Annotated in this window: 25 protein-coding genes; 6 read left to right on the top strand and 19 right to left on the bottom strand. The window is 70.1% G+C overall.

The window, feature by feature from the left end; genetic code table 11:
• Positions 1-43: 43 nt before the first annotated feature.
• The 4 genes from E2F48_RS01760 to E2F48_RS01745 all read left to right on the top strand — a co-directional run bounded on the left by E2F48_RS01760 (position 44) and on the right by E2F48_RS01745 (position 4,634).
• On the top strand, positions 44-1,288 hold the full coding sequence (locus E2F48_RS01760) for a PrsW family intramembrane metalloprotease (protein ID WP_133402286.1): 1,245 nt from the start codon (positions 44-46) through the stop codon (positions 1,286-1,288).
• 80 nt (positions 1,289-1,368) lie between these two features.
• Positions 1,369-2,049, top strand: a complete 681-nt coding sequence (locus E2F48_RS01755; protein WP_133402285.1) for a TetR/AcrR family transcriptional regulator — start codon at positions 1,369-1,371, stop codon at positions 2,047-2,049.
• 27 nt (positions 2,050-2,076) lie between these two features.
• Positions 2,077-2,979, top strand: a complete 903-nt coding sequence (locus tag E2F48_RS01750) for an ABC transporter ATP-binding protein (protein WP_133402284.1) — start codon at positions 2,077-2,079, stop codon at positions 2,977-2,979.
• Positions 2,976-4,634, top strand: a complete 1,659-nt coding sequence (locus E2F48_RS01745; RefSeq protein ID WP_133402283.1) for an ABC transporter permease — start codon at positions 2,976-2,978, stop codon at positions 4,632-4,634. The genes E2F48_RS01750 and E2F48_RS01745 overlap by 4 nt, the downstream gene beginning before the upstream one ends.
• 115 nt (positions 4,635-4,749) lie before the next feature.
• On the opposite strand, the gene E2F48_RS01740 is transcribed toward E2F48_RS01745, so the two are convergent.
• From E2F48_RS01740 to E2F48_RS01690, 11 genes are all read right to left on the bottom strand, one after another.
• Positions 4,750-5,082: an alpha/beta fold hydrolase gene (locus tag E2F48_RS01740; protein ID WP_133402282.1), complete on the bottom strand. Its 333-nt coding sequence runs from the start codon at positions 5,080-5,082 to the stop codon at positions 4,750-4,752.
• A 70-nt stretch (positions 5,083-5,152) separates the two neighbouring features.
• Positions 5,153-5,539: an alpha/beta fold hydrolase gene (locus E2F48_RS01735; protein ID WP_133402281.1), complete on the bottom strand. Its 387-nt coding sequence runs from the start codon at positions 5,537-5,539 to the stop codon at positions 5,153-5,155.
• A 237-nt stretch (positions 5,540-5,776) separates the two neighbouring features.
• Positions 5,777-7,144 carry an NAD(P)/FAD-dependent oxidoreductase gene (locus tag E2F48_RS01730; protein ID WP_133402280.1) on the bottom strand — a complete coding sequence of 456 codons (1,368 nt, stop codon included), beginning with the start codon at positions 7,142-7,144 and terminating at the stop codon, positions 5,777-5,779.
• Positions 7,145-7,332: 188 nt separating this feature from the next.
• Complete coding sequence (locus tag E2F48_RS01725) at positions 7,333-7,800, bottom strand: carboxymuconolactone decarboxylase family protein (protein WP_133402279.1); 468 nt, start codon at positions 7,798-7,800, stop codon at positions 7,333-7,335.
• A gap of 126 nt (positions 7,801-7,926) precedes the next feature.
• Positions 7,927-8,607, bottom strand: a complete 681-nt coding sequence (locus E2F48_RS01720) for a TetR/AcrR family transcriptional regulator (RefSeq protein WP_133402278.1) — start codon at positions 8,605-8,607, stop codon at positions 7,927-7,929.
• Positions 8,597-9,163 carry an RNA polymerase sigma factor gene (locus E2F48_RS01715; RefSeq protein WP_133402277.1) on the bottom strand — a complete coding sequence of 189 codons (567 nt, stop codon included), beginning with the start codon at positions 9,161-9,163 and terminating at the stop codon, positions 8,597-8,599. Before E2F48_RS01715 ends, E2F48_RS01720 begins: the two co-directional genes overlap by 11 nt.
• Before the next feature lie 133 nt (positions 9,164-9,296).
• Positions 9,297-10,034, bottom strand: coding sequence for a class F sortase (locus tag E2F48_RS17535; protein ID WP_246018471.1), 738 nt, complete (start codon positions 10,032-10,034; stop codon positions 9,297-9,299).
• Between the two features lie 68 nt (positions 10,035-10,102).
• Positions 10,103-10,933, bottom strand: a complete 831-nt coding sequence (locus E2F48_RS01705; RefSeq protein WP_133402276.1) for a DUF4397 domain-containing protein — start codon at positions 10,931-10,933, stop codon at positions 10,103-10,105.
• A 148-nt stretch (positions 10,934-11,081) separates the two neighbouring features.
• Positions 11,082-11,699 (bottom strand): hypothetical protein, encoded by a 618-nt coding sequence (locus E2F48_RS01700; RefSeq protein ID WP_133402275.1) that lies wholly within the window; start codon positions 11,697-11,699, stop codon positions 11,082-11,084.
• Positions 11,700-11,811: 112 nt separating this feature from the next.
• A complete protein-coding gene (locus E2F48_RS01695; RefSeq protein WP_246018470.1) occupies positions 11,812-12,582 on the bottom strand; it encodes a sulfite exporter TauE/SafE family protein in 771 nt (256 codons plus the stop codon).
• Positions 12,579-14,006, bottom strand: coding sequence for a dihydrolipoyl dehydrogenase family protein (locus E2F48_RS01690; RefSeq protein WP_133402274.1), 1,428 nt, complete (start codon positions 14,004-14,006; stop codon positions 12,579-12,581). The genes E2F48_RS01695 and E2F48_RS01690 overlap by 4 nt, the downstream gene beginning before the upstream one ends.
• 95 nt (positions 14,007-14,101) lie before the next feature.
• On the opposite strand from E2F48_RS01690, the gene E2F48_RS01685 reads away from it, so the two are divergent.
• Complete coding sequence (locus E2F48_RS01685) at positions 14,102-14,770, top strand: class I SAM-dependent methyltransferase (RefSeq protein WP_133402273.1); 669 nt, start codon at positions 14,102-14,104, stop codon at positions 14,768-14,770.
• A gap of 141 nt (positions 14,771-14,911) precedes the next feature.
• Positions 14,912-15,823 (top strand): alpha/beta fold hydrolase, encoded by a 912-nt coding sequence (locus E2F48_RS01680; protein ID WP_133402272.1) that lies wholly within the window; start codon positions 14,912-14,914, stop codon positions 15,821-15,823.
• A gap of 92 nt (positions 15,824-15,915) precedes the next feature.
• On the opposite strand, the gene nusB is transcribed toward E2F48_RS01680, so the two are convergent.
• From nusB to ruvX, 8 genes are all read right to left on the bottom strand, one after another.
• Entirely contained in the window at positions 15,916-16,326 is a 411-nt protein-coding gene (gene nusB, locus E2F48_RS01675; protein ID WP_133402271.1) for a transcription antitermination factor NusB, read from the bottom strand.
• Positions 16,323-16,886, bottom strand: coding sequence for an elongation factor P (gene efp / locus E2F48_RS01670; protein ID WP_120165428.1), 564 nt, complete (start codon positions 16,884-16,886; stop codon positions 16,323-16,325). Before efp ends, nusB begins: the two co-directional genes overlap by 4 nt.
• A gap of 120 nt (positions 16,887-17,006) precedes the next feature.
• The gene (gene aroB, locus E2F48_RS01665; protein ID WP_133402270.1) at positions 17,007-18,098 is read right to left on the bottom strand and encodes a 3-dehydroquinate synthase; all 1,092 of its coding nucleotides are present in this window, start codon (positions 18,096-18,098) and stop codon (positions 17,007-17,009) included.
• Positions 18,088-18,642: a shikimate kinase gene (locus tag E2F48_RS01660; RefSeq protein WP_133402269.1), complete on the bottom strand. Its 555-nt coding sequence runs from the start codon at positions 18,640-18,642 to the stop codon at positions 18,088-18,090. Before E2F48_RS01660 ends, aroB begins: the two co-directional genes overlap by 11 nt.
• Positions 18,642-19,841, bottom strand: a complete 1,200-nt coding sequence (gene aroC, locus E2F48_RS01655) for a chorismate synthase (RefSeq protein WP_133402268.1) — start codon at positions 19,839-19,841, stop codon at positions 18,642-18,644. Before aroC ends, E2F48_RS01660 begins: the two co-directional genes overlap by 1 nt.
• Before the next feature lie 32 nt (positions 19,842-19,873).
• Positions 19,874-20,779, bottom strand: coding sequence for a shikimate dehydrogenase (locus tag E2F48_RS01650; protein ID WP_246018469.1), 906 nt, complete (start codon positions 20,777-20,779; stop codon positions 19,874-19,876).
• Entirely contained in the window at positions 20,770-22,008 is a 1,239-nt protein-coding gene (gene mltG / locus E2F48_RS01645) for an endolytic transglycosylase MltG (RefSeq protein ID WP_133402267.1), read from the bottom strand. Before mltG ends, E2F48_RS01650 begins: the two co-directional genes overlap by 10 nt.
• The gene (ruvX, locus tag E2F48_RS01640; RefSeq protein WP_133402266.1) at positions 22,005-22,583 is read right to left on the bottom strand and encodes a Holliday junction resolvase RuvX; all 579 of its coding nucleotides are present in this window, start codon (positions 22,581-22,583) and stop codon (positions 22,005-22,007) included. The genes mltG and ruvX overlap by 4 nt, the downstream gene beginning before the upstream one ends.
• Positions 22,584-22,594: the final 11 nt, after the last annotated feature.

The raw sequence follows: 22,594 nt of genomic DNA, 5'->3' as shown, positions 1-22,594 counted from the left end.
TTCTCAAAAGTATCACAGGACTCACGGCGAATAGTCTGGGCGTATGTCGCTTTACGATCCGTCCGGTTCGGCCCGCCCCGGCCATCAGGGGCTTTCCTGGTGGGAGGCCTCAACCCAGCGCTCGGCACCGCCGGCGCCCCAGTGGAACGGGCTCGCTCCCCCGCCTCCGGTATGGGACCGGCCCGTGAAGCGCGGAGCCGGCGCCCTCAACGTCGTGCTGCTGCTCGTCACCGCCCTGGTGCTCGCGGCGCTCGTCTGGTTCCTGTCGCAGTCCCTTGGCACGACGGCACTGGTGTTGTGCGCGGTGCTGGCACTGGTGCCGCTGGGCATCTGTGCCCTCGGCATCGGCTGGATCGACCGCTGGGATCCGGAGCCCCGCGGCGCATTGCTGTTCGCCTTCCTGTGGGGTGCGGGGATCTCCGTGGTCGTGACGCTGCTGCTGGGAAACTACGTCCTCGGCCTGCTCAGCGTGGCCCTTGACTCAACCTCGACCGACGTCATCGGCCCGGTCCTGCAGGCCCCGGTCGTCGAGGAATTCGCCAAGGGACTCGGGGTGCTGATCCTCGTCTACTCCCGGCGCAGCCACTTCGACGGCCCGGTGGACGGCATCGTCTATGCCGGCACCATCGCCGCGGGGTTCGCCTTCACCGAGAACATCCTCTACTTCAGTTCGGCCATCCTTGAGTCGGGAACCCTGGGTGCGGTCGTCGGCGTGTTCGTGCTGCGCGGGCTGTTCTCGCCGTTCGCCCACGTGATGTTCACCGCCGCCCTGGGCTTCGTGGTGGGGCGGGCGGTCAGCCGGGGCGGCGGCCCGGCCCGGGTGCTGCCGGCCTTCCTCCTGGGCCTGGTCCCCGCGATCGCCGGGCACATGCTTTGGAACGGGGGGACGGTGCTGCTGTTCGATGACTTCTTCTCCTTCTACCTGCTCGTCCAGGTCCCGCTGTTCTGCGTGGCGATCGTCGCGGTGGTGCTGATCCGGCGGGCGGAGCGCCGACTGACCGAATCCCGGCTCGGTGACTATGTCGACGCCGGCTGGTTCACCTCCCAGGAGGTGTCGATGCTCGCCACCGGTCCGGGGCGGGCGCAGGCCCTCGCCTGGGCTGGCTCCTTCGGCGCCCGCAGCGAGATGAAGGCCTTCATCCGCGCCGCTACCCGCCTCGCCTTTGCCCGTCAGCAGATGGTCAACGGCCGGCCACGGACCGCGCAGGCCGCAGAGGAACGCGCACTCCTGGACTCGGCGACCCACCACCGGTCGCGGCTCTTCGCACTGGCCTCGGCACGCCCCTGAGCCCGGGCCGGGCCCGCCCCGGACAGGATCGGTCCTTTCGGCCCTAGTGCGCCACTGTGCGGGTGGTTAGCATGCTGAACATGCGTTCAGCCGGCGCCTTCGTTCGAGCTGACCGCCCGGAGGACCGGACGGCCAGGGCACGTCTCCGCGACGCCGCGGTCCGGCTGTTCGGACGCGACGGCTTCCGGGTGGGACTGCGCGCCATTGCCCGGGAGACCGGGGTGAGCCCGGCTCTGGTCCTTCACCACTTCGGCTCGAAGGACGGCCTCCGGGAAGCCTGCGACGGCTATGTCCTCGAGCAGATCCGCTCCTACAAGAGCCAGGCAACGGGCGGGCCGGCGGCGGTCGAGGGCCTGATCGGCCTGGCCACCGTCGAGGAGTCCGCCCACCTCCTGGCCTACGCCATCCGCTGCCTTCAGGAGGGCGGATCCGCTGCCGGGTCCTTCCTCGACCACTTCGCCGAGGAGGTGGAGGGGTGGCTCGCCGAAGGGGTGGCAGCGGGCACCATCCGCCCCTCCCGGGACGAGAAGGCACGGGCCCGCTGCCTGGCCCTGCAGGGGTTCGGCGCGGTGCTGCTCGATCTCAGCGTGCACCCGCCGCAGGACCCCCATGACTTTTCCTCGATCCTGCGCGGGTACCTTGAACGCCACGCATCGCCGACCCTCGAACTCTTCTCCCAGGGGCTTACCACCGACCGTTCCATGCTCGACACCTACCTGATGTACGTTCCGGACCCTCCGCAGGAAGAATCCCCCCGCTGACCCCGGCCCTTCCATCAGGAGCACCCCGTGAACCCCGTCATTGACGTGCAGAAACTGAGCAAGAACTTCGGTGCCGTCCGGGCACTCGACGAACTGGACCTGCGGCTTGAGGCCGGAGAGGTCCACGGCTTCCTCGGCCCCAACGGAGCCGGCAAGTCCACCACCATCCGGATCCTGCTTGGCGCGGCAAAGGCCGACTCCGGGACTGCGAGGCTCTTCGGGGAGGACCCGTGGACGGAGGCGGTCCGGCTCCACCGCAGGCTTTCCTACGTTCCCGGGGACGTGAACCTGTGGCCGAAGATCACCGGAGGCGAGGCGATCGACCTCCTCGTAAGCCTGCGCGGCGGCGCAGACAGCAGGCGCCGCAGCGACCTCCTTGAGCGTTTCGATCTCGACCCGAGCAAGAAAACCCGGACCTACTCCAAGGGAAACCGCCAGAAGGTCGCACTCGTCGCGGCGCTCGCGAGCGATGTCGAGCTCCTCGTGCTCGACGAACCCACCTCCGGCCTCGATCCCCTGATGGAGCGGGTGTTCCAGGACTGCGTTCGGGAGGCCAGGGCGGCCGGACGCACCGTGCTGCTCTCAAGCCACCTCCTCGCCGAGGTGGAAACCCTCTGCGACCGGGTGACGATCATCCGACAGGGGCGGACCGTTCAGTCGGGTGCCCTCAGTGAGCTGCGGCACCTGGCCCGTGCGGCGGTGTCAGTGGTGTGCGGGAAGGATCCGTCGGGTGTCGCCCTGCTGCCCGGGGTCCACGACGTCCGCCGGGACGGCGAGCGCCTGCTCTTCAGTGTCGAGGACGGCGCCCTGCCCGCGGTGCTTGAGCACCTCCTGCCCCTGGATATCCGCAGCCTCACCTCGACACCGCCCACCCTCGAGGAACTGTTCGTCCACCAGTACAGCCCGGACGCGCAGGGCGCGCGCTCATGAGCGCCGCAGCCCCTTCCCGGGGGCAGCGGGACGGGCTTCGGGGCGCCCGCACTGCGGGCGCCCTCGCCGGAACGGGAAGGCTGTTCCACTTCGCCCTGCTGCGGGACCGCCTCCGGATTCCGCTCTGGGCCGTGGCCCTGGGCGGACTCGTCGGCTACTTCGGCGCGGTCCTTCCGCTGGCCTACCCGGATCAGGCGGCCCTGCAGACCCGTGCGGCCATCCTGAAAGACCCCTCCGGCGCACTGCTGTCCGGTCCGGGGTACGGGCTGGAGCACTACACGCTGGGCGCTCTGCTGGCCAACGAAGTGCTGGGCATGCTGGCGGTCGCGGCGGCGTTGATGTCCATTTTCCTGGTGGTCCGGCACACCCGGGCCGAGGAGGAATCCGGGCGGGCCGAACTGGTGCGGGCCGGCGTCGTGGGGCGGCATGCCCCGCTCACGGCCGCCCTGGCGGCGCTGCTGGTGGCTAACGGCGCCGTCGCCGTCGTCCTGACCGTTGCGATGCTTGGCAACGGGCTTGCCCGTGCCGACTCCCTCGCCCTCGCCGCCGGGGTCGGGGCCGCCGGTGTTGTCTTCGGCGCGGCCGCCGCGGTGACGGCCCAGCTCAGCCAGTCGGCCCGAGGCGCCACGGGCCTGGCCGGAGGGGCCCTCGGGCTTGCCTACCTCCTCCGCGGGATCGGCGACGCTCAACGCGTCGGCGGAACTGCACTGTCCTGGCTCTCCCCCATCGGGTGGAGCCAGCAGACCCGGGCGTTCGTCGACCTGCGCTGGTGGCCGCTGCTGCCCGCGGTGGTCCTCGCCGCCCTGCTCTGCCTGGCCGCGTACCTGCTGGCCTCCCGGCGGGACCTCGGGGCGGGCCTGATCGCCGCCCGCCCGGGCCCCAGCCGCGCCACGCGGGCCCTGACCTCTCCCGCGGGGTTGGTGTTTCGGCTCGAGCGCGTCAGCATCCTCAGCTGGTGCCTCGGCCTCTTCGCCTTTGCCCTGCTCACCGGTTCGATGGGCCAGGCCATCGTCGACAGCTTCGAGGCCCGCCCCGAGCTCGCGGCGGTGATCGGGGGCCCGCCGGGCGGAGACGCCCTGCGGGCGGCCCTTTCAGCGTTCCTTCGATACTTCGCGATGGCGGTCGCCGTCCATGTGGTGGTCACGGTGAACCGGCTGCGCCGGGAGGAGGACTCGGGGCGCACCGCGCTTCTGCTGGCCGCCGGCGCCGGGCGGGACCGGCTGATGCTTCACTTCCTCGCCGTCACCCTTGCAGCAGACACACTGCTCCTGCTGGCCGCCGGATTCGGGCTGGGAGCCGGCGCGGTGGCGTCCGTCGAACCGGATGCGCGGAACCTGGCGCTGGAATTCACCGCGGCGTCCCTGGCCTACCTTCCCCTGGTTTCCTGCTTCGCGGCCCTGACGGCGCTGGCCTACGGCCTGAGGACGGGTTCGTGGTGGGTGTGGCTGATCCTGATCGCCTCGCTGCTGATCGGCCTCTATGGACCGATCCTCCGGCTCCCGGAGGCCCTGCTGGAGGCCGAACCCTTCGGCCTGGTGCCGGCGGTGCCTTCGGTTCCGCTGAACGCCGGCCCGTTGCTGCTGATGGGCCTCACCGCCCTGGTGCTGCTGGCGGCGGCGGTCCCGGCGTTCCGCCGCCGGGACCTCTCCGTGTAGTTCCTCTCCGTGTAGGTTTCTCCCCACCCGATCGGCGGTCACCGGCCGGGAGTGCAGCGCTCCGGCCGGCGCTCCAGCGAGCCCGCCAGCCGGCCCTCCGGGTGGCTCGGAGGAATCAGGACGGCGCCAGGAACTCCCGGACCGCTGACGCGGCCTCACCACGGCTGGTCCCGAGCCAAAAGAGGTGGCTGGGCGCCGACAGCTCCACCAGCCGTGCGGTGGGGATGGTGTCCCGGAAGTCCTCGGCGTGGGAGTAGGCGACGCCGCCGTCGTGGCGGGAGGCCGTCACCAGCGTGGGGCAGGTGACGCGGGCCTGGGTCCGGCGGCGGTAGGAGGACCGGGCACGGCGGGCCTGGCGCAGGTCGTTGGCGAACCCGGACCCGACGCCATTCCCTGGAACAGTTCCCGGGCCCGCTGCCGGTCCTCGGCAGGGAAGGTGTGCCACCATGCGCCGGCCGGAAGGTCCGAGAGCGTTCCGGCCATGCGCCGCAGCCCGGCGTCGGTGGCCACGCTGCGGGCTACCGCCTTCCAGATGAGGCCGGAAAGCGCCGGTCCAAAGACCACCGGAGCGATCCGGGCCTGCACGGGCGAGTCCGGGTAGGGGTGGTCGACGGGGCGCAGCTGTGGAGCACCAGCCGGGGTGCGAGGTGCGGCAGTGACACGGCCGTGGCGATTGCCTGCAGGCCCCCGAAGGAGACCCCGACCGCCGCGGTGGCCCGCTCGATGCCGAGGCGCCGGGCGCTCTCGGCCACAGCGGGGAGGAACTCGGCGGCAGTCAGCGGACCCATGTCGGTGCGCCCGTACCCGGGGCGGGAGAACGCGAGCACCCCATAGCCCAGCGAGGTGTAGAGGCTCCACCCGCAGTCGCTGCCGGCCCGGCAGTGGCCCCCGGGGAAGAACAGCACGGGCGGCTATACGCCGGGCAGGTACAGGATTTCGACCTCCCCCAGGGACGTCTTCACCACTTGGACCCCATCCATTGCCCCAGTGTAGGTTCCCGTCTGGGCCCGCGCCCGGGCGTCGATCCGGCTAGACGCCGGGCCGGATCGACCTCGGGCCAGCCGGGGCGCAGTGCGGATCGACCTCGGGCCGGCCGGGGCGCAGTGCCCCGGCCGGGCAGGAGGCCATCCCGGAGAGCCCGCTTACCGGACGGTTGGTGCTTCGGTCGCTCCCGGAGCCGCCTGCGGTGCGGGCCTGCTGTAGGAGTCGGCCTCCTCGAACGTCCCGCGCGGGGTCTGCAGTCCGCGCAGCCCGGCGGTGTCGCGCCCCAGCCAGAGGTTGTTCCACCACCCCCACAGCACCCGCCACTTCCGCTCCCAGGTCGGAATGGCCAGCACATGGTATCCGCGGTGCATTACCCAGGCGGGGAATCCCTTGACCACGATCGGCCCCGACTGGAACACCCCGGAGCCAAGGCCCAGGGTGGCCACCGCGCCCAGGTTGCGGTGGAAGTACCTCTTCGCCTCGCCGCCGCGCAGGGTGTCCCGCAGGTTCCGGGCGAGCAGTTTGCCCTGGCGGATGGCGTTCTGGGCGTTCGGGACGGTGAAGCCGCCGACGCCGCCTCCGGAGAGGTCGGGGATGGCCGCAATGTCTCCGGCCGTCCAGGCATCGGCAATCGGGGTGTCGTCGGTGCCCACCCGCAGGTCGGCCCGCGCCCTCAGGCGTCCGCGCTCGTCGATCGGAAGGTCGGTGTGCCGTGCGAGGGCGGGGTTCGCAAGGACTCCGGCGGTCCACACCAACAGGCCCGTTTCGAATTCCTCGCCGGTGGAAAGCCGGATGGTCCCCTCGACGGCGGAGTCGAGCTGGGTGTTCAGGTGGACCTGCGCCCCGCGGGCGGCAAGATGCCGGAGCACCCACCGGCTGGTCTTTTCGGAGACCTCGGGCAGGATCCGGCCGGTCGCCTCGATCAGGTGGAAGTGCGTCTCGGCAGGGCTCAGTTCCGGGTAGCGCTTCAGCGTGGCCGTGGCCAGCGCCCGCAGTTCCCCGAAAGCCTCAATGCCGGCGTATCCGCCGCCGACGAACACGACGGTCAGCAGTTTCTCCCGGGCCGGGCCCGGGGGAAGTGACGCGGCCATGTCAATATTGCGCAGCAGCGTGTCCCGGATGAACACGGCTTCCTCGATGTTCTTCAGCCCGACGGCCTGCGCGCCGACCCCCGGGATGGGGAAGGTGCGGGTGACCGCGCCGCCGGTGACCACCACGATGTCGTAGGTCTCCGTGTCCTCGTGCCCATCAGGGAACTGAAGCGTGGCGGTCTTCGCCGCGTGGTCGAGGTAGCTGACCTTCGCGGTCAGCAGGCGGGTCTTTCGAAGGTGCCGGCGGTGCAGGATCACGCTGTGCCGGGCCTCGATCGACCCGGCCAGCACCTCCGGGAGGAACGGCTGATACGTCATGTAGGGCAGCGGATCGACCATCGTGACCTGCGCCTCGCCGGGGCGGAGGTACTTCTCCAACCGCCAGGCGACGTAGAAACCGGCGTAACCGCCGCCGATAATGAGAATTCTGCGCATTGACCTGCGCCTCCATTTTCATGCTGGTACTGCTGGAATGGGCACCTGGTGCGCCGGCGCCCGGGCGGAAGACCCGTCCCGCTGGGCGGTGGGACGGAGCTCCGGCCTTGCGGGTCGGAGGGAAGAACCGGGGTTGCCCCCGGTCCGTGCGGCCGGCGTCGGCGCTGTGGCGCTCCCGCCGCGAACTGTTAGGGGTTGACCTCGTAGGCACTGCTGATGGCGATGCGGTTGTAGCTGTTGATGACTAGGGCCACCCATGACACCGCGGACATCTGCCCCGGGGAAAGGTGGGCAGCGGCGGACTCGTAGAGACCCGTGTTGGGGTGGGAGTCGCGGATGTCCGTGATGTACTCGGCCAGCGCCAGTGCCGAGCGTTCCTTTTCGTCGAAGTACCCGCTTTCCCGCCATGCGGGCAACACGCTCAGCCGTTCGGCGCTCTCGCCTTTCCCGACGGCGTCCATGGTGTGGATGCGGAGGCAGAACGCGCACCCATTGAGCTGGGAAACCCGGATCTTGATCATTTCGATCAGCAGGGGCGAGAGCCCTTCGGCGAGCGCCGCCTCGTCCGCACGCTTCGCCACCGCCGCGAGTGCCCTGTACGGCTCCGGGTGCTCCGATCCGATGTTCGTCCGCCCGGGCTGTGCCTTGATCGTCATGGTGTTGGTTCCTTCGGTCGCTTGGAGTGTCGGCGCCTGGTGGTGCGCCGGTGCCACTATCGCGCGGCGGCGCCCGGACGGTCGAAGGGATGGGACGAAGGGGCACCGATCGTTCCACCCGGCGGCCTAGTTCCGGGACCTGTAGGACTCCCGGTACGGTGCGGTGGCGGTCCCCTCGACAGCGAAGCGGGCCAGCGCCCGCAGGAACGGCCCGTCGACGTCCTGCCCGGTGGCGATCAACCGATGGTGCAGGGCCCCGTAGACCGCGTCGATCACCATCACCAAGTCCACATCGTCGCGGACCTGGCCGCGCAGCTGGCCCCGGCGCAGGATCACCAGAAACCCATGCCGGCGTTCGCGCAGCAGCGTCTGGCGGAACTGGACGGCGAATTCCTCGCTGCGGATCGCCTCCGCCAGGAGGTTCGCCACGGTCGACGCCGCCCCGCCGACCTTCAGGCAGTAAGTCAGCGATACGAGGTAGGAGTGGAGGTCCCGTCCCATGTCGCCGGTGTCCTCGACCGTGGTGAGCAGGTTTGTCTTGTAGGTGAAGGCCTCGAGGACGAGCAGCTGGCGGGACGGCCAGTGCCGGTACAGGGTCGATTTGCTCACCCCCGAGGCCCTGGCGACGGCATCGATGGTAACGGCGTCGTAGGTCAGCCGGTCCACCAGGGCGCTGGCAGCCTTCAGGACGCGTGCGCGCACCTCCGCCTCGTGTGAGGCGATCAACGGATGCGCGGGATCGGCTACGCTGCGCAGGGCCACCCGGGCGGTGGGTGCTCGGCCGATGGCACCGGGATCAGGCCGCATGCCAGGCCCCCAACCGCCCGCGCAGGTGCGTGAGCCCCCTCCGGATGTGGCTCTTGACGGTCCCCAGCGGAAGATTGAGCAGCACCGCGATCTGCTGGTGCGTCAGGTCCTCGTAGAAGGCGAGCCGCAGGATGGAGCTGCGGGGCTCCCCCAGCAGTTGAAGCTCCGTGTCGAGGGCCACCCGGTCCGTCACGGCGTCCACCTCGCGCGCGCGGTTCCGGAAATTCCGGAGATCCGTGTGGATGCCCCACCGGGCCACCAGGTGGTTGTGCCGGTTCCGCGCGGAAAGACTGTCGAGGACCACGTTGCGGCAGATCCCGAAGATCCACCTCGGCACGGTGCCGGACCGCGGATCGAAGCTGTCCCGGAAGCGCCAGGCCCGGACGAACACATCCTGCGTGATGTCCGCGGCGACGGCCCGGTCGTCGGTTGACCGCAGGGCAACGGCGTAGACCAGGGGTGAATACAGTCGGTAGGCGTCGATCAGGGCTTCCTCGTCCCCGGCGAAGAACCGTGCGTCAAGCTGCGGCGTCCACTCAAAGCCTGGAGAGGTCACGCTTCACTCCTCTAGCGCAGTGCGGGCCCGGCACCGCGCTAAAAAGCGGCCTGCTGTCCTTCGCTGCTACCTCCCGGCGTAGAGGAGGTCTGGGGTTCAACTGATCGGCGAGGGGACTGCACTAATGCCGCTTTCAGAGGGGCAAGGCTGTAAGGACAACATTATCCTCGTAATCGCCCTTTTCGGGCAGCCATTTTCCGCCGCACGTAATGATCTTGAGCTGGGCGGGGCCGTCGCGCCGAAACACCTCGGAACCGTTGAGGGTGGCCTTTGGCACGTTCCGCACCTCGGTCACCTCATACCGCAGCGCCCGTCCGTCCGCGAGGCCGACGGTGATGACGGTGCCCGGCACTACGGCCCTGAGCTGGGCGAAGGGCAGCACTTCGGTCTGGCTGTCGACGTGGCCGGCGATGACGGCGTTACCCGATTCCGAGCCGGGGGCGGGCCCGTAGCGGTACCAGCCCGCTTCCCAGAAGCTGTTGGGGATCTCCATGGCATCGTTCTTGTCAACCCCCACCTCGACTATGTTGACGGAAATGCTGGTGTTGGGGATGTCAAGGGAGACGGGGGGCACGGGGGGAGGCTCGGCGTCGACCCTGGCAGGGCGGACGGGGATCTTCTCGGGCGGAGGAAGCACGGGCGCAGGGGGCGCAGGCGCGCCCGTCGGCTTCCGTGTGGGGTTCGCTTCGGGGACCACGGGCGGCGACGCCGGGCCCACGGCCTCCCGCGGGGACACCACCTCGGCCGCGGCAGTTATGCCCCGCTGCGGCGCCGTCGGGCCGGACCAGAGGCTCACCGAGCAGCAGATGGTGAGCACGCCGGCCGCGATCGACGCCGCAGTCAGTGCGAAGGATTTTCGTTGTTCGTGCACAGGATGGGTCCCTCGGTGGTGCGCTGGGAGGGGTGTGCGTCAATGGGCGACGCACACCCCGCAACGTGTCAGGCCCGGGCGGTGCGCCTCCGGTTGACCACGACGGCGCCCCCCAGAAGTCCGAGGAGCAGTGCGCCGAGGCCGAGGCCGAGCGCCGCGCCGTCATTGTCCGCGCTCTGCGCGGCCAGACCCGACTGGCCGCCGGGGACAGCCCCGGGGGTGGACTGAAGGCCCTCGATGACCTGGGTGGCCAGCGCGAGGTTTCCGCCTTCGAGGCTTCCCCACGCGTAGACGATCGTCGAGGTGCCTTCGGCGAGGTTGAGGTCGGCCGGACCGATCACGGGCTCGGTGGTGCCCGCCGCCGCGACCGCTGCCGACACCGTCCCCGGAGCGGTGCTCAAGGACGCCTCACCCGGGTTGCTCAGGTTCGGGACAATCGGTGCGCCGCCGGCGAGGACGTCGACGGCTGGAGCAGCGGCAACATGCCGCACGGTCAGCCGGGCCTTGCCCGCCTCCACAGGGGAGACATCGTTGGTGTAGAAGTTGGCCGTCGGGTTCCCCGCGGCGTCGAGGTTGGCAGTGGCGGTGTAGTTGCCGCCAGCCTCAAGGGTCACGTCAACGGGACCGATGACCGGCGCGGAGGCATCCGGCGCGTCTGCCGCCGTCACCGCCAACTGGTAGTTTCCGGCGGGCAGCGGGAGCGGACCGGCAAGCTGACCCGGGGTGAAATCATCGAGGGTGAGAGCCCCATTGACGTAGACGTCGACCGTCAGGTCGGGGACCGCGTGCAGCACTGACAGCGATGCCTGGGATTCTGTCTCGGCTGCCGAGGCCGGACCGGCCATGGCCGCGGCGCCCATCACCAGCACGGTCCCAACGGTGTACAAGCTTCTTCGCATGACAACTCCTTTGTGTCGCCCGACCGGGCGCGTTTCTGCTGACACCCGGTACTACCCGGGAGCGGGGCCGGCAGATGCACGACGGGTATATTTTGCGGCAAGTAGAGTAGCGAAGGCCCGGAGGAAACCGTCCGGCGGGGAGGACCGGCTATCCGGCCGGTCGCAGCGCCGGCTGGACCAGGATCAGGTCGGGGCCGAACCGTTCGTCCAGGGAGCGCTGGAGGTCGCCGGCGTCGTAAATGACGCTGACCACGAGGAAGCCCTGGGTGGTCCAGGAGCTCAGGACGGCGGGGTCGCCGGAGGCGTGGAGTTCCTGCTGGATGCGCTCGAGCTGCGGCTCGTCGCCCGCACCGGTCCTGCCCCCGGACAACCGCGGGTCCTCGAACGGCATCGCGTCATACAGCGACAGCGGAATGGGTGCCCGCGTCGAGGTGAACTCGATGCCGTCCCAGGTCCCGAAGACCGCGTACGTCCCCCAGGTCACGCCGGACGCGCTCTCGGACTGCTCCACCGCGGACCAGTCCCAGCCGTTGATGACCGGTCCCGAGCATTGGGGCGGGTAGGACTCCGCCACCGGCCCCAGGCACAGTTCGGCGGGACCGCCCTCCTTCTGGAGGACGGTTCCCTGCCCTACCAGCTCGGCGGAGATGTTGGAGACGGCATCCGCCGGCGCCGCCTGCCAGCGCGGGGCATCGGCTCCGCAGCCCGCAAGGACGACCACCACAGCCGCCGCGGCACCAACGGACATCAACGTCCTGAAGCTCATGTGGACATGATCCCCGATTCCCCGGGGCGTTGGAACGTGTGCGGCGGAATCGGCCCCGGATCGTGACCCGAGCCGCCGCGGGACGCCCGGCCCCCGGGGCCCACCGCCGGCGTCAGGTGAAGAAGACCATCCGCACCAGGGCCGCCGTTCCCACGGTGATGATGATGCTTCGAAGCGCCACCGGGGGAAGCCTGCGCCCGTAGCGGGCACCGATGAAGCCTCCGGCAAGCGAGCCGCAGGCGATCAGCAGCACCGCCATCCAGTCGATGAGTTCCCATGCGGCGAGCATGAAGATCCCCGCGGCGACCGTGTTGACCGCGGTGACCAGCACGTTCTTGACCGCGTTGATCTGCTGAAGGGCGAGCGCCGTCACGGTGCTCATCAGGCCGACGACGAGGACGCCCTGGGCGGCGCCGAAGTATCCGCCGTAGACGCCGAGGACCAGGACCCCGGCCAGCAGGCCGGCGTGCCCCCGGCCCGGCTGCGGCGCCCGGCCCTCGCGGCTCCGCTGCGCCGTGCGCCGCTGGAGAGCCGGCCCGAAGGCGACCAGCAGCAGGCCCAGGCCGATCAGGACCGGGACGATCGCGGCGAAGGCCTCCGCCGGCAGGACCAGGAGAAGCAGCGCGCCGGCAACCCCGCCGGCCGCGGACGCCGGCAGCAGCCGGAGGAGCAACCGCCGGTTCGGGGCCAGCTCCCTGCGGTATCCCCACGCCCCCGAAAGTCCCCCTGCGACGAGGCCGATGTTGTTGGAGATGTTGGCCACCAGCGAGGGATAGCCGAGGAGCAGCAGGACGGGAAAAGTCACGAGGGTTCCGGTCCCCACCGCCGCGTTGATCATCCCCGCCGCGAAGCCGGCCAGCAGGATGGCAGCCGATTCAATCAATCCGCGTGTCCGTCCCTTCGGGCGCTCCGGGAACTGCGGCGGTTGAGCCCGACGAGGATCTTCACCACAGCCCGCGGGAGCGGCCTCTCCAGCCGGGCGTAGGTTTCGGCGATGGCGGCATTCCACAGGGCGTCGTTGTAGGTCGGGTAGGGGTGGGTGACCGCTGTCAGCGTACGGGTCGTCATCTTCTGGTGCACGGCGAGGGTGAGCTCGGCGAGGGACTCCCCGGCCCGGGGGCCGACGATGGTTCCGCCCAGGATCCTTCCGCGGCGATCGATGACAATCCGCGTGAATCCGCTGGTCTCCTGCTGGGTGATCGCCCGGTCCGAGCCGGCGTGCTCGATGGTCCTCGTAGTGGAGCCCCTGCCGGACGGCGTGGTGAGGCCGACGGCCGCCACCTCGGGTGAGGTGAAGGTGACGCGGGGGATGGTGGTGTCGACGGTGCGGCGGCCGCCGAGGACGGCGTTGAGGGCTGCCGTGCTGGCGTGGACTCCGGCCAGGTGGGTGAAGTCGGGGTAGGGGGTGACGTCGCCGGCGGCCCAGACCGCCGGATTGGACGTTCGCATCGAGGTATCCACCCGCACATATCCCGCATCGTCGCATTCCACCCCTGCCGAATCGAGCCCGAGCCCGGCGGTCCGGGGGGCCCGGCCGACGGCAACGAGGATGACATCGGCCTCGAAACTCCGCCCGTCCGAGGTATGGACGGTGCTGCCGGATCCCCCGGCACCGACCCTGGCAACAGCTGCACCCTCGATCACCTCCACCCCGTCGGCGGCCAGGCGGGAGCGGACCAGGGCCGCGGCGTCGCGGTCCTCCCGGGGAAGGATGCCGGACCGCGAAAGCAGCGTGACCGCGGAGCCCAGCCGCGCGAAGGCCTGCCCGAGCTCGCAGGCGACGGGTCCTCCGCCGATGACGACCAGCCGGCCGGGCAGTTCCTCCAGGTCCCACACCGTTTCCGAGGTGACCGGGCGTGCCGCCTCCAGCCCGGGGATGGGCGGCAGGATCGGCGCGCCGCCCGTGGCGATGAGGGCCTGCCGGAAGCGGATTCTCGTGCCGTTGATCTCCGCCTTCCGGGGGCCGGTGAACCGGGCGGTGCCGGGAATCACCGTGGCTCCCAGGGCCTCGAGCGCCTCCGGTGAGTCCTCGGGTTCGATGGCCGCGATGGCGTCCGCGACCCGCCGGCGGACGGCGGCGAAGTCGGTGGGCGTGCCGGCCCCGGGCGGGCGGGCATCCGGTCCCTCGGCGGCGGACAGGAGCGCCTTGGAGGGAACGCAGCCGGTCCAGAGGCAGTCTCCCCCGGTCCGGGCCCGTTCGACGAGCAGCGTGCGGGCTCCAAGCCGGGCGGCCGTCCGCGCCCCAACCAGCCCGGCTGTTCCCCCGCCGATCACCAGCAGGTCGACGGGCTCATCGCTTCCGTCCATGAAATTCCTCCATCGTCGTCGGGCCCGGGACTTCCGTCCAGCCTATGCTGTAGCCACGGCCACCCGGGCCGCCGTGCCCGAGGAGGAGGAACCCCATCGCCGACAGGTACAGCATCGTTGCTCCGTTCTACGACCTGCTCTCGGGTGAATTCCCCGTCTACGGACGTGGCAGGAGGAAAGCGGTGGAACTGCTCGCCCTCGGGCCTGGCGCCCAGGTGCTCGACGTCGGCTGCGGCACCGGACTCAACTTTGCCCTGCTTCAGGAGCGGATCGGGCCCGACGGCATTCTCCTTGGCATCGACCGCAGTCCGGGCATGCTTCGGCGGGCGCGCCGGCGGGCGGAGCGTTCGGGTTGGGACAATGTTCTTCTCTTCCAGGCGGATGCGACGACTTTCCGGCCCGCGGCCGTCGGCGCCTGCGCGGTCGCCCACGGCGGACGCGCGCAGTTCGATGCGGCGCTGGCCACCTACTCCCTCTCGCTCATGCCCTCCTGGGAGGACGCGTGGGAGCGCATGCTGGCGCTGAGCGCCCCGGGCGCCTCCCTCGCCGTGGTGGACATGCAGGAGCCGACCGGAAAGTTCACCGCGGCCGCGCCTTTGGCACGGCTCGCCTGCCGGTTGGGCGGCTCCGACATTGCCGCTCACCCGTGGACCGCTGTGGAGCGCGGACTGTCGGACCTCCGGAGCGCCTCCGTGCGCGGCGGCCATATCCAGGTCAGGACGGGCCGGTACTCCACCGGCGGGGGGACCCCGCCGGGAACATAGCCGGCCCGTGCGGTTCGCATGCGGTCGGCGGGCGTAACAATTGAGCGGTAAGGCGCCGGCCGGCTGCCGCCCGTCCGGACCCGATCTGCTGCACGGGCTTCATCCAAAAGGCGGAGGGCCGCGCCGGTGTACGCTTCCGGCATGGATTCCTCCCTGCCGGCCGGCTGGTTCGAAGGCTTTTCCTCCCGGGAGTTCGCGGTGGACGGGGCTTCGATCTTCGCCCGGTACGGCGGAAACCCGGCGGGTCCCACGCTTCTGTTGGTCCACGGCTCGCCGGAGACCCATGTCATGTGGCGCCGGACCGTTGAAGAACTGCGGGAGGAATTCTTCATCATCCTCCCGGACCTGCGCGGCTACGGCGACTCCTCCAAGACCCCGGGGATGCACGACCACAGCAACTACAGCAAGCGCACCATGGCGCAGGACCTCGTGGCAGTGGTGGACGCCCTGGGCCGTCAACGCTTCTTCCTGTGCGGCCATGACCGGGGCGGTCGGGTTGGTCACCGCCTGGCACTCGATTTCCCCGACCGGCTGGAGAAGCTGTGCGTCATCGACATCGCGCCGACGCTGGACATGTATGACGCCACCGATCAGGCGTTTGCCACGGCCTACTACCACTGGTTCCACCTGATCCAGCCGAACCCGCTGCCCGAGAGCATGATCGGCGGCAGCCCAATGACCTACCTGCGCGCCACCCTGGGCGGCCTCGGAAGCGGCGGCCTCGGATTCCTCGAGGAGCAGGCCCTCGAGCAGTACGAACGGTGCTTCACCCCCGGAACCATCCACGCCATCTGCGAGGACTACCGGGCGAGCGCCGGCATCGACCTCGATCACGACCGCCAGGATAGGGAACGCGGCCATCGAATCCGGTGCGACACCCACGTGCTCTGGGGCGAGCGCGCCGTGGTGAACCGGCTGTTCCGGCCGCTGGAGCTATGGCAGGCCCAGTGCGACGGGAGGGTCACCGGGAAAGCGCTGCCCTCGGGTCATTTCATCCCCGAGGAGCTGCCGGCGGAGACGGCCGGCGCCCTGACGGAGTTCTTCGGCCGCTGATGCGGGCCCAACCGCGAAAGAGCGCGGCCCCGCCGCCCCGAAGGGCAGTAGGGCCGCGCTCCCGTGTGCCGGTGTCGGTGTCGGCTTCCGGCCTACGCCAGCAGGGTCGGCTTGAGCTGCTGGAGCCGGCCGAGCAGCCCGTTGATGAATCCCGGGGACTCGTCGGTCGAGAGCATCTTCGCCAGTTCCACGGCCTCACTGACCGCCACGCCGTCGGGCACGTCCTCGTTGTACAGCAGCTCCCAGCTGCCGATGCGCAGGATCATGCGGTCAACGGCGGGCATCCGCTCGAGAGACCAGCCCTGTGAGTAGGTGCTGAGATACTCGTCGATCTGCTCCCGGTGGGCCATGACACCCTCGACGATGTCGACGGTGTAGTCGGCGATGACCATGTCGGTCTTCTCCCGGCGGGCCTTCATCACCTCAAGCGGGGTCACCGAGCGCTGCTCGGCCTCGAAGAGGACGTCCAGTGCCCTGCGGCGGGCCTTGCTGCGTGCACTCACTCGTTGACGCGTCCCAGGTAATCGCCGGTGCGGGTGTCGACCTTGACCTTGGTTCCGGTGGTCAGGAACAGCGGAACCTGGATCTCGTGGCCGGTCTCGACGGTGGCCGGCTTCGTGCCGCCGGTGGAGCGGTCGCCCTGCAGCCCGGGCTCCGTGTAGGTGATCTCGAGGACAACCGAGGGCGGCAGCTCGATGTACAGCGCGGAACCCTCGTGCATGGCGATGGTGACCATCTGGCTCTCGAGCATGAAGTTCTCGGCGTCGCCGACGGTCTTGCCCGGCACGGTGATCTGGTCGTAGTCGGTGGTGTCCATGAAGACGAAGTCTTCGCCGTCCTTGTACAGGTACTGGTAGTCGCGGCGGTCGACGGTCGCCGTCTCGATCTTCAGGCCGGCGTTGAACGTTTTGTCCACCACCTTGCCCGAGAGGATGTTGCGCATCTTGGTGCGCACGAAGGCACCACCCTTGCCCGGCTTGACGTGCTGGAACTCGAGCACGTTCCAGAGGTTGCCTTCAAGCTTCAGCACGGTGCCGTTCTTGATGTCATTCGTGGTGGCCACAGGTTCACTTTCGTCGATCGGGGAAATGGATGGCTGCACCCGGGTGCAGGGCACGGCGCAGCGCGGTAAAAGTCCAGAGGCAAGTCTACCCTCTGGGGTCAAAGCGGCGCAGAGGCGCCCCTAGGAGGCGATTTCCTGGTACGCAGCGAACAGGAGCGAGGTGTCGGGTACCTCGAGCATGCCGGGACGTCCGACGCCGTCGAGGACGACGAAACGCAGCAGGTCCCCGCGGGCCTTCTTGTCCCGGCGCATCCCGTCAAGCAGGGCCTGCCACCGGTCCCGGCGGTAGGTGACAGGCAGCCCCAGCGACTCGAGGATGCTGCGGTGCCGGTCGGCATCGGCGTCATTGAGCCGGCCGACCATGCGCGAGAGTTCGGCGGCGAAGACCAGGCCCACGGAGACCGCAGCGCCGTGACGCCAGGAGTACCGCTCGGCCAGCTCGATCGCGTGCCCCAGGGTATGGCCGTAGTTGAGGTGCTCGCGCCGGCCGGACTCCCGAAGGTCCTCGGAGACGATGGCGGCCTTGACGGCGATGGTGCGTTCGATCAGTTCCCGCACCGTCTCGGAGCGGGCATCTGAGACCGCGGCCGGGTCCGCCTCGATGAGGTCGAGGATGACCGGGTCGGCGATGAAGCCGGACTTCACCACTTCGGCCATGCCGGTGACGAGTTCGTTTTTCGGCAGGGTGTCGAGGGCATCGAGGTCGGCCAGGACGGCGGCCGGCGGATGGAAGACGCCTACAAGGTTCTTGCCCTCGGCGGTGTTGATGCCGGTCTTGCCTCCGACCGCGGCGTCGACCATGGCGAGCAGGCTGGTGGGCAGGTGGACGACCTTGACCCCGCGCAGCCAGGTGGCGGCGACGAAGCCGCCCACATCGGTGACCGCTCCCCCGCCCACGGTGACGATGGCGTCCGAGCGGGTGAAGTCGTTCTGCCCGAGCACCTGCCAGCAGAACGCAGCCACCTGGATGTGCTTGCCTTCCTCGGCGTCGGGAATCTCCGCGGTGACGGCGGTGAACCCGGCGTCGGCCAGTTCGGCCCGCACGATATCCCCGGTGGTGCGCAGCGCCCGGGGATGGATGACCAGGACCCGGCGCACGCGTTCGCCGAGAATGCCCGGGAGCCGGCCCAGGAGCCCGCGGCCCACGACGACGTCGTAGGCGGCTTCGGGGGTGGTCCCCGTGACGGGGATGATGGTGGGCTCAGGTGCCATGTCCGGTGGTCCTTCTTTCGTTTGAATCATTGAGTCCGAGCATCCGCTCGACCTCGTCGACGACCTGGCGGACCGTGCGCCCGCGGGTGTCGACGACGCATTCCGCGACCTCGAGGTACAGCGGCCGGCGCTGTTCGTACAGGGTGGCCCACCGTTCACCGGCGTCCCCGGCGAGCATCGGCCGTGACGCTCCGGCGTTCAGCCGCGGCAGCACCGTGGCCAGGTCCGCGTCGAGGAACACGACCCGTGCCGCCTTGAGCAGGGCGCGGGTCCCGGCGTTCAGCACGGCGCCTCCACCGAGAGAAACCACGACGCCGGGGCCTCCCCCGGCCAGCACCTCGCGCACCACGTCCGCCTCGAGCCGCCGGAAGCCGTCCTCGCCCTCGGCCTCGAAGATTGAAGGGATCGGGCCGTGCCGCTGCGTGATCCGGCGGTCGGTGTCGACGAAGGTCAGCCCGCGGCGGGCGGCGAAGGAGCGGCCCACGGCCGTCTTGCCGGTCGCCATGGGGCCGGTGAAGACGACCGGTGAAAGGGTGCCGGGCATCAGTGCGCGGCTGAGCCCAGGGACTCCGGGATGGCGTCGAGGTAGCTGCGGAGGTTCCGGGCGGTCTCGGCGACAGAGTCACCGCCGAACTTCTCGGTGACTGCCTCGGCGAGCACCAGCGCCGTCATGGCCTCGGCCACCACGCCGGCCGCCGGGACGGCGACCACATCGGAGCGCTGGTGGTGAGCCGTGGCCGCTTCGCCCGTGCTGACGTCGATGGTGCGCAGGGCACGCGGCACGGTCGCGATCGGTTTCATGGCGGCGCGGACGCGCAGGGTGTCTCCGATGCTCATACCGCCCTCGATGCCGCCCGCGCGGTTCGTGTCGCGCACGATGCGTCCCGATCCGTTCCGCAGGATCTCGTCGTGGGCCGCGGTGCCGCGCCGGGAGGCGGTGAGGAAGCCGTCGCCGACCTCGACGCCCTTGATGGCCTGGATACCCATGAGGGCCGCGGCGAGGCGGGAGTCCAGGCGCCGGTCCCAGTGGACATAGCTGCCAAGTCCCGGCGGCAGCCCGTACGCGATGACCTCAACGACGCCGCCGAGGGTCTCGCCGTCCTTGTGGGCGGCGTCCACCTCGGCCACCATGGCATCGGAGGTGGCGCGGTCGAAGCAGCGCAGGGGGTCCTGATCCAGGGCGAGCACGTCGCCGGGGCCGGGAAGCCGGGCCCCCGCAGGGACGGATACCGAGGCGATCGAGACGGTGTGGCTGACCAGCTGCACGCCCAGGGCCGCGAGGAACCGCGCCGCGACGGTGCCGAGTGCGACACGGGTGGCCGTTTCGCGGGCGCTTGCGCGTTCGAGCACGGGGCGGGCCTCGTCGAAGCCGTACTTCTGCATGCCGGTGAAGTCCGCGTGGCCGGGGCGCGGCCGGGTGAGCGGGGCGTTGCGGGCCAAACTGGCCAGCTCCTCGGGATCCACCGGATCCGGGGACATCACGCGCTCCCACTTGGGCCATTCGGTGTTGCCGACCTCGATGGCGATGGGTCCGCCCTGGGTGAGCCCATGGCGGATGCCGCCGAGGATGCGCACCTCGTCCTGTTCGAACTTCATCCGTGCCCCGCGGCCGTAACCGAGCCGGCGCCGGGCCAGGGCGGCCTGGATATCGGAGCTCGTCACCTCGACTCCGGCGGGCATGCCTTCAAGGATTCCGACTCCAGCGGGGCCGTGGGATTCTCCGGCCGTCAACCAACGCAACATGCCTTCAATACTGCCACGGCCCGGGGAGTGCTTCAGCGCAGGGGAACGCCGATCGCCTCACACATCCGGTTTATGACGGCCCGCGGGAGCGGCCCGGCGTCCGGGGAGAAGAGGCGCACCTGCTCGATCGCCTGGTACAGGAGCATCTCCAGGCCGTGCACGACGACGCCGCCGGCGCGCGCCCAGGCGGCGGACAGAACGCTGGGCCAGGGATCGTAGGCGACGTCCAGGAGGACCCCGGCCGGGCCTTCCGCATACCGGCCGTCCGCCGGAAGCGCCGCCGCCAGGGAATCCGCGGCGCGGGGCGGCAGGGTTGAGACGACGACGTCGGCACCGCGCACACCGGCCGGCGCGCCGTCCCAGGGAAGCACTTCCACCGCCAGGCCGAGTGCCGCACCGGTGGCGGCGAGCCCGGCCGCCCGTTCCGGCTGCCGGACGTACACCCTGACCCGGTCCGCACCGAGACCGGCCAGTCCGGCGACCGCCGCCGCCGCGGTGCCGCCCCCGCCGAGGAGAACGCAGTTCCGCGGCGTCGACGCGCCGGCATGGGCGAGGGCACCGGCGATCCCGGCGACGTCGGTGTTATGCCCGGTGAGGACCCGCCGGCCGGGGCCGCCGCTAAAGGTGACCGTATTGAGGACACCGAGGGTCTCGACGAGGGCCGTGTTGGCGTCGGTCAGGGCCGCAACCGCGGCCTTGTGCGGCATGGTCACCGACAGACCGCGCCACCGGTCGTCGGCCCGCAGGGAACGGACGAAGGCGGCGAGGCCCTCCGGCGCGACATCCTCCGCGGTGTAGGACCAGTCGAGGCCAAGCCCGGCATACGCCGCGGCGTGGAGCAGCGGCGACTTCGAGTGCGCGATCGGGTGTCCGATCACGGCGGCCCGACCGGCGCCTCCCGCCGGGCCGGCGCCCACCCCGTCTGCGCCTACTCGCACCGGCCGGGGTTGTCGGCGCACCACGCCTGGTACTCGGCGACGTACTTGGCGTGCTCGGCGAGCGTCTCGGAGAACTTGGTCTCGCCGGAGTCGAGGTCAACGGTCACCCAGTAGTAGAAAGGCACTTCGGCGGGCGAGACGGCCGCGTCGATGGCTTCCTCGCTGGGCGATCCGATCGGGCCGACCGGCAGCCCCGGGTTGGCGTAGGTGTTGTACGGGTTGGACGTGTCGGCCTTCTCCTCCGGAGTGATGTCGTAGCTCTTCCGCCCGAGGCCGTAGGTGACCGTGGCGTCGGACTGGATCAGCCCCGACGTCTCGGTGTTGTCCGGCTTGAGCCGGTTCATGATGGATCCGGCGACGGAGGCATAGTCGGCCTCGCCGGCCTCGGCCTGGATGATGCTTGCGATGGTCAGGATCCGGTACTGCTCGGCGGGATCCGTGATGCCGTCCTCTTCGAGCTGTGCGAAGGTGTTGTCGACCATCTCCTGAACGATCTCCGGTGCGGTCGCTTCGACCTTGAAGCGGTATTCGCCCGGATGCAGGTAGCCCTCAAGGCTGCGGGCCTGATCGGGGAGGCCGAAGCGCGCCGGTTCCTTGGCGAGTGCCTGGAATTCGGCGACCGGAATCCCCGTCGACTCCGCGAGGATGGTGAACACCTCACCCTGGCGCAGGTCCCGCGCCACTGCGGCGTAGGAAACCTTCGCCGACTCGTCGCCGACCAGGATGGCCGCGGCGTCGTCGGAAGCCATCTGGTAGCGCATTTCGTACTCGCCGGGCTGGACTTCCCGCCCGTCGAGGACTCCCTCGAGCGCAGCGATGAATTCGCCGGAGTCCGCGACGATGTCTTCGGACTCCAGGGCATCGGCGATAGCCAGCGGCCCGGCACCCTCGGCGACCGTGAAAACCACCTCGCCGGTGCCGGGGCCGGGATAGTCCTTGACGTCATTGAGGCCGAGGAGATCCCTCAGCATCATGGCGACGCCGAACACCACGCCGGCAAAGACGAGCAGCACGACCAGGAGGATGACGGTGCGGCGCTGGCGGCGGCGCTGGCGCGCCTTGGACGGGCGCCGGGCCCGGCTGCGGCGGCTCACGTCCTGACTGGCAAAAAACTGCTCGACTGGTTCGGGGTGGACAGGTTCGGCTCCGCGGCGGGAGTAGGGGGCGTCCGGATCGCGCCAGCCTTCAGGCTCCTGGGATGCGGGTGACTGCGGGTAACGGGAACTCACAGTTCCTGGTCCTTCCCACTCAAAGTGATCTCCGAAATGACCGGCTCCTCGGTAGCGGCCACCGATGCGCTCCCGGAACTGCTCCGAAGACGTGCGCTGACCTGTTCCCCCACGTCCCGTCCAAGTGAACGTTGCATGTCGATGGCATGCTGGAGGATCTCCACGGCTGCCACCTGATCTACTACCTTACGATGATCACGGGTGCTCAATCCAGCCTGCCGCAGGGAGCGGTGCGCCGACACGGTGCTGAGCCGTTCATCGATCAGCCGCACAGTAAGCTCCAGCCCGGCCGCCTCAAGCGCATCCGCCAGCAGCTGCGCGTACTCGCGCGCCATCTCCGCCGACTCCGACTCCCGGCCGCTGAGGTTCTTCGGCAGCCCGACGAAGACCTCCACCGCGCCGCGGTCCCGCGCTTCCTGCACAAGGACCCGCACGTCGGAGTTCTTCTTCGCATCCCGGGACAGGGTGCGGACCGGGGTGGCCAGCAGGCCGTCACGGTCGCTGCCGGACAGGCCGACCCGGACGCGGCCGACGTCGACCCCCAGCTTCGGCCCCGCAGGATACCCGCCCGTCACCTCGGCCGGCA

The sequence above is a fragment of the Arthrobacter crusticola genome (assembly GCF_004357995.1).
Classification (GTDB): Bacteria; Actinomycetota; Actinomycetes; order Actinomycetales; family Micrococcaceae; genus Arthrobacter_D; species Arthrobacter_D crusticola.
This window is presented reverse-complemented; position numbering and strand designations above follow the sequence as displayed.

Bases quoted from the DNA above. Each gene is read 5' to 3' on its own strand.
- E2F48_RS01720 (WP_133402278.1), bottom strand. From the start codon at position 8,607: ATGCGGCCTGATCCCGGTGCCATCGGCCGAGCACCCACCGCCCGGGTG.
- E2F48_RS01755 (WP_133402285.1), top strand. From the start codon at position 1,369: ATGCGTTCAGCCGGCGCCTTCGTTCGAGCTGACCGCCCGGAGGACCGG.
- E2F48_RS01725 (WP_133402279.1), bottom strand. From the start codon at position 7,800: ATGACGATCAAGGCACAGCCCGGGCGGACGAACATCGGATCGGAGCAC.
- E2F48_RS01745 (WP_133402283.1), top strand. From the start codon at position 2,976: ATGAGCGCCGCAGCCCCTTCCCGGGGGCAGCGGGACGGGCTTCGGGGC.
- aroC (WP_133402268.1), bottom strand. From the start codon at position 19,841: ATGTTGCGTTGGTTGACGGCCGGAGAATCCCACGGCCCCGCTGGAGTC.
- E2F48_RS01705 (WP_133402276.1), bottom strand. From the start codon at position 10,933: ATGCGAAGAAGCTTGTACACCGTTGGGACCGTGCTGGTGATGGGCGCC.
- E2F48_RS01690 (WP_133402274.1), bottom strand. From the start codon at position 14,006: ATGGACGGAAGCGATGAGCCCGTCGACCTGCTGGTGATCGGCGGGGGA.
- aroB (WP_133402270.1), bottom strand. From the start codon at position 18,098: ATGGCACCTGAGCCCACCATCATCCCCGTCACGGGGACCACCCCCGAA.
- E2F48_RS01660 (WP_133402269.1), bottom strand. From the start codon at position 18,642: ATGCCCGGCACCCTTTCACCGGTCGTCTTCACCGGCCCCATGGCGACC.
- E2F48_RS01700 (WP_133402275.1), bottom strand. From the start codon at position 11,699: ATGAGCTTCAGGACGTTGATGTCCGTTGGTGCCGCGGCGGCTGTGGTG.
- E2F48_RS01760 (WP_133402286.1), top strand. From the start codon at position 44: ATGTCGCTTTACGATCCGTCCGGTTCGGCCCGCCCCGGCCATCAGGGG.
- E2F48_RS01730 (WP_133402280.1), bottom strand. From the start codon at position 7,144: ATGCGCAGAATTCTCATTATCGGCGGCGGTTACGCCGGTTTCTACGTC.
- E2F48_RS01740 (WP_133402282.1), bottom strand. From the start codon at position 5,082: ATGGTGGCACACCTTCCCTGCCGAGGACCGGCAGCGGGCCCGGGAACT.
- E2F48_RS01680 (WP_133402272.1), top strand. From the start codon at position 14,912: ATGGATTCCTCCCTGCCGGCCGGCTGGTTCGAAGGCTTTTCCTCCCGG.